General features: G+C 38.5%; 11 protein-coding genes. All 11 read right to left on the bottom strand.

What is annotated here, in order from left to right; translation table 11 throughout:
* Positions 1 to 29 precede the first annotated feature (29 nt).
* The 11 genes from DXE35_RS01495 to DXE35_RS01445 all read right to left on the bottom strand — a co-directional run bounded on the left by DXE35_RS01495 (position 30) and on the right by DXE35_RS01445 (position 14,017).
* Positions 30 to 965, bottom strand: coding sequence for a polysaccharide deacetylase family protein (locus tag DXE35_RS01495; protein WP_114689324.1), 936 nt, complete (start codon positions 963 to 965; stop codon positions 30 to 32).
* A 3-nt stretch (positions 966 to 968) separates the two neighbouring features.
* Positions 969 to 1,673, bottom strand: a complete 705-nt coding sequence (locus tag DXE35_RS10865) for an acyltransferase (RefSeq protein WP_114689323.1) — start codon at positions 1,671 to 1,673, stop codon at positions 969 to 971.
* On the bottom strand, positions 1,667 to 4,087 hold the full coding sequence (locus DXE35_RS01485) for a YfhO family protein (RefSeq protein WP_114689322.1): 2,421 nt from the start codon (positions 4,085 to 4,087) through the stop codon (positions 1,667 to 1,669). Before DXE35_RS01485 ends, DXE35_RS10865 begins: the two co-directional genes overlap by 7 nt.
* A 144-nt stretch (positions 4,088 to 4,231) precedes the next feature.
* Positions 4,232 to 5,314, bottom strand: a complete 1,083-nt coding sequence (wecB, locus tag DXE35_RS01480; protein WP_114689321.1) for a non-hydrolyzing UDP-N-acetylglucosamine 2-epimerase — start codon at positions 5,312 to 5,314, stop codon at positions 4,232 to 4,234.
* Between the two features lie 73 nt (positions 5,315 to 5,387).
* Positions 5,388 to 6,668 carry a class I SAM-dependent methyltransferase gene (locus tag DXE35_RS01475; protein ID WP_114689320.1) on the bottom strand — a complete coding sequence of 427 codons (1,281 nt, stop codon included), beginning with the start codon at positions 6,666 to 6,668 and terminating at the stop codon, positions 5,388 to 5,390.
* Positions 6,669 to 6,740: 72 nt separating this feature from the next.
* Positions 6,741 to 8,135: an ABC transporter ATP-binding protein gene (locus tag DXE35_RS01470; RefSeq protein WP_231969914.1), complete on the bottom strand. Its 1,395-nt coding sequence runs from the start codon at positions 8,133 to 8,135 to the stop codon at positions 6,741 to 6,743.
* Positions 8,132 to 8,938, bottom strand: a complete 807-nt coding sequence (locus DXE35_RS01465) for an ABC transporter permease (RefSeq protein WP_114689319.1) — start codon at positions 8,936 to 8,938, stop codon at positions 8,132 to 8,134. Before DXE35_RS01465 ends, DXE35_RS01470 begins: the two co-directional genes overlap by 4 nt.
* The gene (locus DXE35_RS01460) at positions 8,939 to 10,144 is read right to left on the bottom strand and encodes a glycosyltransferase (RefSeq protein WP_114689318.1); all 1,206 of its coding nucleotides are present in this window, start codon (positions 10,142 to 10,144) and stop codon (positions 8,939 to 8,941) included.
* Positions 10,141 to 11,364 (bottom strand): glycosyltransferase, encoded by a 1,224-nt coding sequence (locus DXE35_RS01455; RefSeq protein WP_114689317.1) that lies wholly within the window; start codon positions 11,362 to 11,364, stop codon positions 10,141 to 10,143. Before DXE35_RS01455 ends, DXE35_RS01460 begins: the two co-directional genes overlap by 4 nt.
* A complete protein-coding gene (locus DXE35_RS01450) occupies positions 11,364 to 12,986 on the bottom strand; it encodes a class I SAM-dependent methyltransferase (RefSeq protein WP_114689316.1) in 1,623 nt (540 codons plus the stop codon). The genes DXE35_RS01455 and DXE35_RS01450 overlap by 1 nt, the downstream gene beginning before the upstream one ends.
* Positions 12,983 to 14,017 (bottom strand): polysaccharide biosynthesis protein, encoded by a 1,035-nt coding sequence (locus DXE35_RS01445; protein ID WP_114689315.1) that lies wholly within the window; start codon positions 14,015 to 14,017, stop codon positions 12,983 to 12,985. Before DXE35_RS01445 ends, DXE35_RS01450 begins: the two co-directional genes overlap by 4 nt.
* Between the last annotated feature and the right edge of the window lie 7 nt (positions 14,018 to 14,024).

Genomic DNA, 14,024 nt, shown 5'->3' with positions numbered 1-14,024 from the left:
TTTTATTTAGATAATTTAAATATTAGTAACTAAATATACTTATCCAATAGAATTGTTTTGGGAATTTTTAGGGCATCTAATTCATAAACATAGTCTTCAGTTAGCAAATTACCGATTTCTTTTGCGGCTTTCATAACCCCCCTAACCATAGACTCTCGCTCAGTCACCGAATACTTAAAAGTAGGTAATTCGCCCACCTTATTAACGGGCTTGCTTAATAAATCTATCGCATGAAATAAAAATATATGATGACTTTTATTTTTTTTAATAGCCTCTAAGGAATATTTTAAGTAGCTATTGCCCAGAATAAATGCAAACGTCATATGAATGGGAAAGCGCAGGTATGGAAACGTAGCCACCGGCAGCTCATACAAAGGAGAGTTCGGATGACCTCCTGAAAACTGGCGAACTTTACGAGACGCAAAAATATAAGCCGCCCTTCCAAATGCCTTTCCACTTTGAGCACCCCCATTAATATACTGGTACAGGTACATTAAATAGTGTGAAAAACCAGGTAACACAGAGCTATCGTATCTATATCCAAAATCCCGAAGGGTATCTAAAGTATCCCGACCAAGGTAATAACCTGGAGCTCGAAAGCCAATCGCCTTCACCCCCAATACTTGAGTAATTTTCTCATCGCAAAGCCTAATCTCGTCTGCAATTTCAATTCCAGACATTGATGTAAATTTTACTGGATGAGTAAGGGTATGATTTGCAATCTTATGCCCTGCTTTAATTGCTTTTTCGCAAAACTGACGGCAAGCAGAAAGCCGAAGGTCATGCCCAACAATAAAAAAAGTAAGCTTCACTTCAATTTCCTCTGCAATTTCCAGAAATCGTGTGAGAGATTCCTCATAGATTCCAGTCTGCTTCTTGGAAGTAGGGATTGAGTACTCATTCTCATACGCCCATAGATTGTCGCAATCTATATGAAGCGCCATTGTTGAAGTAATAGCTATCATTTATCAATAGTCTGGTAAATCAAATTTTTCACGAGCCATTAATTTTCTTGCGGGGACTCCGCTAACGATTGTCCATGCCGCTACCGACTTTGTGACTAATGAATTTGCCCCTACAACCGCACCAATCCCCAACTCTACGCCTGGCATGATTACAGAATTTGCCCCCACAAAACTATCTTTTCTTAAATAAACAGGGGCGCTGAAAAACGCCTTGTCTTCTTCAGGAATCATAGGACCACTCATGCGCTTGCCAGGAACAACCACCTCAGAATTAGAGTAAATCTTGCTTGATGCTCCTAATGCAACATAATCTTCAATAATTACAGGCTCCCTTGATCCGATAATGGAAAAAGATGCCATATGCACCCTTTTTCCTATACTTACCTCACCGAGCATTGCACTAATAATACAATTCGCGTCAATCCAAGTGTAGTCGTCAATGCTAATATTTGCAGTCCCACTAAGAATGACACCAACATCTATTAAAACGTTTTGACCAATCCTTTTACAGACAAGTTTGTAATAATAATATCTTAATTTATAGCCCAATGCTCCTGGTATATGTCTAAATATTCCCTCAAATATTGAGAGTAAAGATTTAAAACACAACACTACCACCTCATAAATAGAGAATGACTCCCCTTTGAGAAGCTTTTGAAAAGCATCGTACTCTAGCTTGTATGGGTCTATATCTCGATTTTTTAGCATTTATTTTTTATATGATTGAGAATGGGATTTTTTCCATAAATAAATTGATCAATAGTTTTGCTAAATCCAACCCTAAATGTCGCAACTAAAATTAGCATTAATGCCGAAAACAAACTAATGATAATTGACCAAAATATAACATTGGATTTGTATTTCATCTGAACGTTATATACGCCCCTAGGAATTATGACTCCACGAAATACCCCATTCACCTTGATCAAATCAGCAGGCTTTTCATTCACTTCTACGGCCCAATTTTTATTCCAATTATCAGTTAATACCAGCAATCGGTTAGAAGAAGAATTACCCTGAATTTCAATATAAGTATTCTCATATTTTGTAATTTTTGCCGGCTCTAAAGTTGTTTGATAATGCAATGGCAAAATTACATCCAAGCCATTTTGGTCAATCGGGCTATTAACCGTGAATGCTCTTGGCATAGCATGGGGATTTTCATACAACACAGCACTTCCAGATTTTTCCAAAACATGAAAGCCCTTATTGGTTAAAATTTCGTGATAAGCATTAAATCCAATTGGTAATAATATAAATTTAATACCCAATAAGTTAATATTCTCCCAATTGATGTGGTGCAACTCCGGCTTATCCTGCATAAGCATCAAACTTGCGCCATAGAAGGTTTGAGCTGAATTTCCTAGGGAGATTGTTTTATTCAAAAACTTTACATACTCTGGTGAAACCCCCAAATTGAAAGATGTGGCCTCTTGAATTTTTAAAGCAGATCCAAGTTCTGGGTAAATTCCACCTTGCCCAAATGTGAGAGTGCGGCCAAGTCCAACGTTATTCATAACATAATCAAGCACTGAAGAGTGTCCGCCAAAAATATCCTGGCGAGGTAAGCGCATCATTTTGCTATCAAGAATAAGCTCTGTAAATAAGAGAAATAAAATTAACGCTATCAACTTATTAGAAGATATGCTCTTCTTAGACAGTGAATTAGCAACAAGAACTGTCATGACAAGAAATGCACACGCTAATAGCGATAGAGATATCTTTTTGAAATGATAATACGGATCCTGAAGCCCAAATATCCAATAGACATAAAATAGCGAAAATACACCAATTAGCATGAGTGCAATTGCTGGAATAATTTGCGCATTCTTTTTTGATAGATTATCCATACCAAAAGCCACTAGAAATATAGTTGGAAAAATCACAGGTGGCCACCAATACTGACATCCAATATTTCCAATGACTGGAATCTTGGAAAAAATAATATCGAATGGAAAGGGGTCAAACAGACGAATGAACCCAAATGCAATACATACCAAACTAATCCAAATAAATCGACTATATTCATTTAAATAAACTTTGAAGGCGCACCCTGAAAGCATAATTGCCACTACCCCAAGATGAAAGACTGTATTACCTGTCACTCCGTTTTTTGTAACTCCATCGCTCCAAAAAAGTGCGTTTGCCTCCATTGCGTTATAGGACTGATAAAAATGCGATGGGGAAAATAATGATGCGATCGCTTGGGGGAAATTGATTGGGAAAAAAACTCTTTTGGCATAAGTTTCCATCTCACCTACACTCAAAATATTTGCAACTACTGGTATATATATAAAAGATAGAAGCATAAGAACTAGAATCATTCCCAGCAACATAATTCCAATTAATTTGATACTTTCAGCCCAGCTTAACCTTCCCCAGCCTATTTTGGCATACATGTATCCGAATACAATGAAGAGAATTGGGATTACTGACGTTATGGTCGTTGGGATAAACGTGCAAGATAAAAATACGGAAAATGCGAGAACAAAAGAAATAAATCTTAATGCGCTAGATCTATTTATGAACGCTAACGCCGTATACATGCACATTGGAACATAGAGATAGCTTTGGGTTACATTGGATCCAAAATTAGCCGTTGAATACCCATTCAGAAGATAAAAAGTAGAGCCTGCAATTGCAGCATAAATAGATAAATTTAAATGCTCACATATGATCAATGATAAAAACATTACTGCAAAAAAATATAAACCAAGCAGTATGAAGTTATATGCGCCTGCTCCGCCCCAAGAAATTGAGTACAGCAGGGTAAAGAATGAAAATTTTTGATCAACCAGTGTCTCAGGACCCAATGATCCACCACCAGAATATGGATTCCAATATGGTGATTGCCCTGACTGAATAGTATTTCTCATGAATTCCATCATGGGCTCAGACTGAAACAAGGCACCACCGTTATCGTTATAGCTTGCCCACCACCCCTCAGTGGAAGGCGCTGGGTAAACATTCCGCGCCAGCGTCCCAACTGAACCACCTACAGCCTGATCAGTTAACCGAAAGCTAGCTCCATTAAATATAACGTCTGGAAAAGTAATGCAGATTAATAGTAGCGCAACCAAACATGCCTGTAAAAACTTATTTAGCGCTAAATTTTTAATCATATAAATTAAATTTACTTTTTCAAGTCCAAGAGCATTGCAGCCATTCTGAATAAAAAGAATGCATCTTTACCCCTCTAAAAAATCTTTGTGCTTGTCGAAGACCTAATAAAAAGGTATATCCACTAAAGCACCAAGATATTTAGATTAGAAAAAGTTTGTTATGTCGCTACGAATGGTGTTTACAACTACCGATGAGGCGGTAAAGTTCTCATTTAAGTCATAACGACAACCCCATTCTTGAGTTACAGCCGTTTCAACCGAGTCAATGATATTTTTGGGATTTAATCCAGCGATAATATTGCCCCCAGCTTCGACCGTTTCGGGCCTTTCAGTTGTCATTCTCAAATTGACGCATGGGACTTTATAAAATAGAGCCTCCTCAGAAGCGGTACCTGAATCAGACAACACGCACCATGCACTAGCTAGAAGTTTATTAAAGTCATAAAATCCCAAGGGATCCATAATTCGCACCCCACCTGGAATCTCAATTCCCGCCAATTTACTCTTTGTCCTAGGGTGCATTGGATAAATAACTTCGCGTTTTTGAATCCTTACAATTTGACCAAGTGCATCAATAATCCGAACCAAGGCTTCTGGACTATCCACATTTTCGGAACGATGGGCGGTCACCAAAACATATCCTTTTTCTTCTAAACCAAGACGCTTAAGCACATCACAAGCGCGAACTTTTGGCTCAAAATGCCTCATGACTTCGTAGGTAGGATTTCCGGTTACAAATATTTTTGATGGATGAATATTTTCACGCATCAAATTCTCTCTATGGTATTGATTAAATGGAAGCAGTATGCTGGACATATGATCAATCAACATTCGATTACGCTGCTCTGGCATTCGCTTATCCCACGCTCTTAAACCAGCTTCCATATGAAAAGTTTTGATTCCATGGTGAGTGGCAGGCATGATAGATAGTCCACTATAGGTATCCCCAAGAATCAAAAGGGCATCAGGTTTAATTTTTGCAAATAATTCATCCGATTTCATAATGACATCGGCCACTTCTTTTCCATAGCTAGCTGTATTAATATTTAATTCATAATCAGGCTTTCGAAGCTCTAAATCACGAAAGAAAAAATCTTTAAGCTCTGGCGTATAGTTTTGGCCAGTATGAACCATAATGTGCTCAAAATTTAGTTCGTCTAACTTTTTGAGTGTTGACCACATTTTTATCATCTCAGGTCTGGTGCCAAAAATTGATACGACTTTCATAACATGCCTTATTAAAAAATAATCAAATAATTACAAAATTTTTCTGCGCTAATAATTCAAGCTAAATTAGCTTCTAAAGAATATCTTCGCTATACGGGGTCATCATAATCCTGACCTCAGGCAATGGAATTAACAGCTTTCCACCGTTATCCATATAGCCCTCACATTTCGCAGCAATTTCATTGATAAAGCTCCATGCAAAAATAAGAAGATAGTCTGGCTGCCTTACCTTCAACACTTCATTTGAGTAAATCTCAAGGTGAGAGCCCGGAGTATAAAAGCCAGTTTTCGCTGGAGCATCGTCAATCATGTATTCCACATGACTATTATCAATTCCACAATACTGGATGATAGTATTGGCCCTTCCAGACGCGCCGTAACCGGCTACAGTACGCCCTTTAGCCTTCAGGGCAACGAGAACATTCATCAACCTCTCTCGACTATCTCTCACCTTACTTGCAAAATCTCTATACGTTTCTGGCTTGTCATATCCAAGCTGGAGCTCTTCATTTCTCAACAGATCAACACGCGTAGAAATATTGTTTGCATGGGTAGCATCCTTTTTACATACATAGTAGCGCATAGACCCGCCATGTATGGGAACAGCTTTAATGTCGAATACTACCATTCCATGTTTTTTAAAATGATTTTCCAAGGCAATAAGGGAATAGTAGTACAGATGTTCATGGTAAATCATGTCATATTGCATCCCTTGAATGATCTTACCTAAATAATGCACCTCAAATATAAATACCCCGTCGTCCGATAAAACATTCTTAACAGCTCTAGTTACGCCACAAATATCCGGAATATGTGCATAAACATTATTAGCAACAACCATATCTACCTTGCCAAAACGCTCTATCACCGAATTAGATGTTGCCTCGGTAAAATAATCATTAACGACATTTATGCGCTCATCATTGATAGTTGAAATGATATTAGATGCGGGGTCTACCCCTATCAAAGTGCGAATGCCTTGATCGGCAAGTGGTCGTAACAAGACCCCATCATTGCACCCAAATTCCAATACAGTCGACTTCCTAGGCTCAAGAAATCGAGAAACTACCTCTGTAGCATAATCTTCAAAATGATTTCGCAAGGTCTTAATTTGAGAGGAAAAATAAAAGTAATTTCCAAACATTAATTGCGGGTCGATAATATCAATGACTTGAACAGCTAGGCAATCATTACAAAAATAGACTCTCAACGGAAACTTTGGCTCCCCTGCAAATTGGTCTAAACTCAAAAATCCACCCGCCAGAGCAACCTCCCCAAGATCCAGAACCTCTGTAAGGGATTTGCTACTACAAAATGCACATTTATATTTGTGTTCACCATCTTTATTAGACATTTTCGTCACATTCTTTTTAATTGTTTAAATTCAAATAAATGCTAGTATATTTTATAAATTAAAATTAATGAATCAGCCTTCCAAAAGAGTGGCACCTTCACTCGATAATATTCGACGAAGCCCAATTCTATCTATTGGCATTCCGACCAATACCCCCTCTATTGAAGATGCATTAACGTGAAAGATAATTGCATCGTGAATCCAATCCAATTGGGTATGATCAGCCAAAGTTCCACTTGCTATTGCCGCTGATAATGAATACTCACCTATTGCTAATATTGGTAATTTAAAATGGAATTCAGCCTCCAAAAGCGCTCCGGCTTCAAAATATAGAGGGGTATTTTTATAGCTATGGTAGGTATTTCCACCTATAAGGTGCTGCCCTAATCTATCCTTAATAGTGAAGCCAATAATTGGCGATACAACATCTCTTATCATCGTCGCATTTATTCTGACGATAATTTCTTTTCCGCCCTCACATGTTAATAAAGGGAGTTCGTCGCTACCCACCCAGTCAACTTGAGTTATTTTTGCATCACCCCTGCCAAAAGACATTGCATCAAAATTGAATCCAAATGACTCAATATTCTGCAGTCCAGGATCCGATAATTTAGCATGGGATAAATTCTTCCGAGGCCCTTCATCTGCTATTTCATCATCTTTAGTAGAAAAAATTAGAGCTTGTTCATCACGAAAAGAATCTTCATCCTGCATATACAAGGATGAAAAATATTCCTCACACACCTCTTTAGCCGGCCCAGATTTATATTTCCTGCCACCATCCAACCAAATTACCTCATCACAATAAGATGTAATAGCCGCAATATCATGACTAACAAATATTACAGTACCAACCTTCTTAAAGTTTCGCAAAAATCTCATGCATTTTTGAGCAAAAAATGCATCCCCAACAGAAAGCGCCTCGTCAACTATAAGAATGTCTGCATCAACATGAGCTATAACTGAAAACGCTAGTCTTGCCTGCATTCCACTTGAATAAACTCTCACAGGCTGGTTAATAAATTCATGCAATTCTGAAAAATCTAAAATCTCTTTAAATTTGGAATCAATCTCAATCTTCTTGAGTCCAAATAAACTAGCATATAAATATATATTCTCACTACCAGTAAACTCAGGATTAAATCCTGCGCCAAGTTCAAGAACTGCAGCAACCCTTCCAGCGGTAATTACTGAACCAGATGTGGGCCTCAAAGTCCCCGTAAGCAGCTGCAACAAAGTACTTTTGCCTGCTCCATTCTTACCAATAATACCAAGCGAGCCACCTTTTTTTACCTCAAATGTTATATTCTGCAGCGCCCAAAATTCGCGAGAATACGATTTCCTCCACCCCAATAATATTTGCTTTAATCTATCTTTGGAATCATCGTAAATTTGGTAAGCCTTTCCCAAATTTGAGACCGTAATTGCCGCCATAGGCGCGCCTAATGAGCTGTCTAATTCTGTCATAAAACATCCGCAAATCCAGGCCTGGAAACTTTAAAAAACCACAGCCCTACTGAAGCAATAATTAAGCCTATAAAAATATAGAGTGTGAAGCCCAAAATATCTGGCGAAATGCCTCCAATTAACACCAACCTTTCTTGCTCTATTACAAACGACAAAGGATTGAATAGAATCAACTGTCTTGCCCATTTTGGCGCTTGACTAAGGTCGTAGAAAATGGGGGATAAAAACATGAGTAATTGGGTTAGTGGAGGCATTAGTTGAATAATATCCCGTATATATACCCCTAGCGCACTCAAAAACCATGAAAATCCGAGTACAAAAAGGCCGAGGGGCAATACAAATATCGGTGCCAATACCATTACCCAGTTAAATTGGCCATAAATATAAAAATACATTACAAACCAAGCAATAAAACCAATAATCAAATTATAAAATGCCGAGCCAATAGAGACAAAAACCAATAACTCCAATGGGAATACTACTTTTTTCACATAATTTGGATTAGAAGTTATTAAGCTAGGCGAGCGATTTATGCAGTCTGAGAAAAAATTAAATATGATCAAACCTAAAAATAGAGATAATATAAAGGTGGCATTACTTTCTTGATTTGACGATCTCGATGGTAAAAAATATTTAAATATTAAAAAATATACCCCAAGATATAGGAATGGGTTCAGGAGGGACCACAAAATACCAAATAAGCTCCCTCGGTATTTGGCTTCAATATCTCTTTTAATTAATTGACAAATAAGGTCAAAATAATTTCCTCCAATCCAAAGTGGCCTTGGGTAATATTTGCCCATTTAATTTAATTCCTTGATACCTAAAAAATCATTGAAAGATTTTTTCATGCTCTCCAATGTAAAGTCTCTATGAAAACAAGTAGATCCATTCTCAGAGATTTTTGCATAACGATCTGGATCCTCAATAACCCCCGCAATTTTTCTTATTATTTCTTTTGGGTCCAGAGAATGGCATAAGTAACCGGCCTCATTTTCCGAAAGGTAAATAGAGGGCGAAGCATAAATAGGGGCATGGCAAAAAACAGCCCTTCCTGCACAAAGGTAAGTAACTAATTTTGATGGGAAGCTATTCTTAGCCTCCTCCTTAAATTTATCCGAAAACCAATAGGGGATATAAAGCAAATCGCAGTCTCTTAGGGATTTAACCGTCTCAATCTGTGATCTCCAACCCAAATATTCAATATTTTTAGGGGATTGCGTAAAAGACTGAAAACCAGGCCCAAGCACCCTTACCCATATCTCTTTCCCTGAAATTACCCAATTCGCAGCGTCTAGCGCTGCTATCAGACTATTCCACTCTTCAGTTGAATAGAATTGGCCTGCCATACCTATAAGAAACTTAGCATTACCATTTAATGTAAATTGTGAGCCCTGAGAATATCGCGCGGGAAGGCCCGCTATCACTGCTTGAGTTCCAACCAGATACTCCGATGAATATAATTCAGACATGGCCAATGAAGCAGTGGCACAGCATCTGCTAGACCTTATGGCCTTTGCGTAGAGAGAGAGAAAATGTCGCTCCATTAAGCCCGTCACAAAATTTTCTCTCAACCACCATCCCAGTGGATCCCATACCTGAGTAAACATAGGTAAAGAAAGTTTATTTGCCAGCGGATTGGCGATACGAACCATTGTTTGCCCTTGCAGCACGATCCAAATTGCTTCAATTTTCTGGGCTCGAGCAAATGCAATAATTTTTGGGAGAATAAGAAATCTAACCCTAACCCCCCTTAAAACCTCATTCAAAATATTCAATGGTCTATGAAGCCCAAATGCTAAGCCAGAAAAACCACTCTCCTTAGGTTTTACTAAAATGAGTTTAGGAATATCATTTAATTCAATCGGAATTTCTGGATGTAGAGTTGAATTTATGACTGCACAAATTGCAATTTTTTTCTTGGGCAGGAAACTTACAAGCCTGTCTAACACCAAACCTGCGGTAAAATTTTTGCAGGGGGGTATATCTGTCACCAAAAGGATCTTCATGATTGAGCTACCATCTTATATACCTCACTTAATCTAGCAGCAAACAAATCTTGGCCGTAATATTTTTCAGCGACTTTCCTGCCCAGCTTCCCACGAAAAGCTCTTTCCTCAGAATTCTCAATTAATCTTTGCAGCGAATCAAATAGACTAACTGCATCCCTCATTGGGACTGCAATACCAACATCAGGAGAAAATACCACTTCTGGGAGGGCTGTCCCCTCAAATACAATCAATGGTTTTGAACACGCCAAAGCTTCTATCGCCATTACTCCAAAAGCCTCTGCAGTAGAAGGCATTAAAAAAATATCAGATGCTACAAATGCATCTCGTGTCAGCTGCTCATCGTTTGTCCATCCTAATTCAACTATCTGGAATGTGTTGCGAAACTCCTCTAAAAGTCCCGCAGTGTTAAAAGTTAGAAGGCATATTCGTTTTGAAGATTTTATTCTTCTTAATGCCTCAAGTATAAATGGCAAACCTTTAAATGAATTATTAACTGCTCTAAAACAAATCACCAAGGCATCATCCGGAATTCCAAACCGGGCCCTTGCATCCGGTGCGGCTTTATCAGAAAAGAAATCGAGATCTATCCCAAATGGAATCTTGTGGACCCTTGCATGCTCAAACATTGGTGAGCGAGAAACCATGTCCTCCATCCAACTAGAGGCAACAATAAGATCGAAGTTAGATTTTTTATACGCTTTTCTTTTGTAGTGAAATAAGAAATTAGTTGTATCAAAACGTAGTGGAAAATGCGCGTTTAGATCGGGGCATTGACCACACTCGTTAAGCCATCTATTGCAGGAGATTGGATAGACACAATGCCCAGTCATCGCCCAAGGATCATGCAAAGTCCAAACAGTGGGCTTTGCATTGGTGAGTACCGGAAGGTCGCCAAAACTCAAATACCCCGAATGAATTATATGCAAATGCAGTACATCAGCATTTTCAAATGCAGGCATCTTCATGATTTTTCGTGCGTTGGGGTATAATACCGACTGAAGGGATAACCTATCCTCTACTCTTCTAATAAATTCATTTACGCGTCTTACGTACTTACCCTCACATGTGAGAATCATGTCATCATTTGTATCCTTTTCCCAAACAAAATGTGAAGCGTTAATCCCATATCTTGACAATAACTCGGTAATTGAAATCCCATTGAATCTTCTACCTGGTGATTCATAGCCATTAATGTTAAAAATATTTAAATTTGCCATTAAGCTTTATGTATTAATTTAGACACCTTTAGAGCCGCCCGAACCAGCCTATATTTAATAATATTTTCGTAAGTCTCATATAGAGACTGAAAATCACTATTCGATACTTTTAGCTGAGCATACAAATCATCTAGAGTGCTAATCAGATGTTTTTTTTCAGCCTCAATTGTGCTAATCAGATGTTTTTTTTCAGCCTCAATTTGCAGACCCCTTACTCGAGTCTCATTTAATTCCACAGATAACCGCTCTGATTCAATTTCTGATGGAAGTGGCCTGCGAATATCCACCATATCTACCGCAGTTACAAATGTCTTATGCTCGTAGTTTCGAACTGCAAAGAATGCGCCGTAAGGTTCAGCAAAGGCACGTCCATCTGAATCTGTTAAGTGGTATTCATTACAGACAAAAAAATTCCAGGCGACAGGAAAATCACTCGGAAACCAGCCCGAGCGATGCTCCTGAACGCTCGCACCCGAAAGACCCCATGCATCCTTTCCGCCTTGCTCTATGTGTTGCGGCATAAATCCAAGGGGAGTAAAAACAATAATTTGCTCTCTTGCTACCCGCTCCATTTCTTCAATCAGGGACAAACCTTCGTCCTTTTCCATATGCTCAATGACATCAAGCAAAAAAATTGAGTCAACGGAATTATCAGCCAGCCCACGTAAAGCCTCAAGAGCATTTTGTCGAAGAATGAAAACACTCTTATCTTTCGAATACCTCTGTACAAGAATATCAACGTACTCTTGCCATGGCTCAACCATTAAATGAATTTTTGGTCGAAAATAGGCCATTGGCACAATGCCGCAACCCACATCCAAAACTACATCCACGTACCTAATGTAATTTACGATAGCCTGATTCAATGCATCTGCATTAGGGTAATAATTCACTAAACCACCGACCAAACCCTCAGCATTCAAATACTCTAATTCATTTGATTTTATTGCATTAATGGGGAAATTTATAAATGAGCTTATTTTTGGCTCTGATGGGGCACTAAGAACCACCATAATCATATTCACATTGCTTGGGAGAGAGCTTGAGTCGTAAATGTTGCCCTCAATATCTTCATAAAAAATTTCGCAATTTTCGAGATGTGCAAAATCGGCCGCTTTAATTCCAGTAATTACATGGTGCTCATTACCCAAAGGCTCATCAAAAGGCACATCAATTAACGCGCGTCGATTAAATTTAATATCACCGATCAAATTTAAGCCATCCGAAACATGCTCGAGCACGCCACGCGAAACGGCATAGTCGTAAAACTTCATTTTCGGAATAAATTTTGCCAAATCTTCAATGACATAATCTACATTTGCTCTTCGATAGTACTGCTGCGCAAAAGTTTGACAATCATGCTCAACATCTACACCAGTAATTTTGCTAAACGGTAGACTGGATAACAACGAACATCCGTACCCAGTGCCAAACCCCAAATCAACAATTGTTATAGGTTTATCCGCCGCATTAATCCCTCTGATTCTTTGTAGATCAGCAAGTATGACTGCATGAAAAAAAGCATAAGAACTGCGGTGTCTTATTAGCTCACTTTCATCATGTGATATATATGGGATTAACCGCTCTCCATTATTAAACATAAAATTCTGTAGAGAGTTCATGCATCCACCTTTTGTTTTTGCTTTGGCTCCTGGATTTTCCTTATAAAGTCCAAGCTTGATAGAAGTTTTTTTACGCCCTCTACATCCAAAAGATGTGCATTGTGCGAAGTGAAATCTTCAATGCTAGAGACTTTAATATCCCCCTCAACAAAGTACTGAGAATAGTTGAGATCTCGATTATCCGCAGGAATCTGGAAATACCGATCATTATCTATAGCCTTAACCATTTCCTCCCGGGACACCAAGGTCTCATATAATTTTTCACCATGCCTTGTTCCAATAAATTTTATTGGAATTTCTCGACTAAATATCTGCTGTAGTGCTTCTGCAAGAACAGCAACCGTAGATGCTGGAGCTTTTTGAACAAAAATATCCCCTTGCTTAGCATGCTGAAATGCGTATAAAACTAAGTCAACTGAGTCCTCTAAGGACATCAGAAATCGCGTCATTTTTGGATCGGTAATGGTCATCTCATTTCCATCAAGAATTTGATCGACAAATAAAGGGATCACCGAACCTCTTGAAGCCATTACATTGCCATACCTAGTGGCACAAAACACAGTCTCACCCTCTTCCTGCATTCTTGCCTTAGCCATCATTAGCTTTTCCATCATAGCCTTTGATATTCCCATAGCATTAATGGGGTATACCGCCTTATCGGTACTTAGCAAAACTACTCGCTTCACCCCTCTTGCTATAGCCGCATTCATGACATTTTCTGCGCCTAAAATATTTGTTTTTACAGCCTCAAGAGGATAGAACTCGCAAGATGGAACTTGCTTTAAAGCGGCAGCATGAAATACGTGTGTTACGCCCTTCATTGCATCATAAATACTTTCATACTGGCGCACATCTCCAATATAAAATTTGAGCTTAGGATGATTGAGTCTTAAGCGCATATCCTCTTGCTTCTTTTCATCGCGACTAAAAATACGAATTTCTTTAAATTTCGTATTTAGAAAACGGTTTACGACGGCATTACCAAAAGATCCTGTGCCGCCAGTAATTAAAAGAACTTGATCCGTAAACATAGTGCAT

Origin of the sequence: Polynucleobacter necessarius, from assembly GCF_900095215.1 — a bacterium.
GTDB lineage: Bacteria > Pseudomonadota > Gammaproteobacteria > Burkholderiales > Burkholderiaceae > Polynucleobacter > Polynucleobacter necessarius_H.
This window is presented reverse-complemented; position numbering and strand designations above follow the sequence as displayed.

Bases quoted from the DNA above. Each gene is read 5' to 3' on its own strand.
- wecB (WP_114689321.1), bottom strand. From the start codon at position 5,314: ATGAAAGTCGTATCAATTTTTGGCACCAGACCTGAGATGATAAAAATG.
- DXE35_RS01445 (WP_114689315.1), bottom strand. From the start codon at position 14,017: ATGTTTACGGATCAAGTTCTTTTAATTACTGGCGGCACAGGATCTTTT.
- DXE35_RS10865 (WP_114689323.1), bottom strand. From the start codon at position 1,673: ATGCTAAAAAATCGAGATATAGACCCATACAAGCTAGAGTACGATGCT.
- DXE35_RS01460 (WP_114689318.1), bottom strand. From the start codon at position 10,144: ATGAAGATCCTTTTGGTGACAGATATACCCCCCTGCAAAAATTTTACC.
- DXE35_RS01455 (WP_114689317.1), bottom strand. From the start codon at position 11,364: ATGGCAAATTTAAATATTTTTAACATTAATGGCTATGAATCACCAGGT.
- DXE35_RS01450 (WP_114689316.1), bottom strand. From the start codon at position 12,986: ATGAACTCTCTACAGAATTTTATGTTTAATAATGGAGAGCGGTTAATC.
- DXE35_RS01465 (WP_114689319.1), bottom strand. From the start codon at position 8,938: ATGGGCAAATATTACCCAAGGCCACTTTGGATTGGAGGAAATTATTTT.
- DXE35_RS01475 (WP_114689320.1), bottom strand. From the start codon at position 6,668: ATGTCTAATAAAGATGGTGAACACAAATATAAATGTGCATTTTGTAGT.
- DXE35_RS01495 (WP_114689324.1), bottom strand. From the start codon at position 965: ATGATAGCTATTACTTCAACAATGGCGCTTCATATAGATTGCGACAAT.
- DXE35_RS01485 (WP_114689322.1), bottom strand. From the start codon at position 4,087: ATGATTAAAAATTTAGCGCTAAATAAGTTTTTACAGGCATGTTTGGTT.
- DXE35_RS01470 (WP_231969914.1), bottom strand. From the start codon at position 8,135: ATGACAGAATTAGACAGCTCATTAGGCGCGCCTATGGCGGCAATTACG.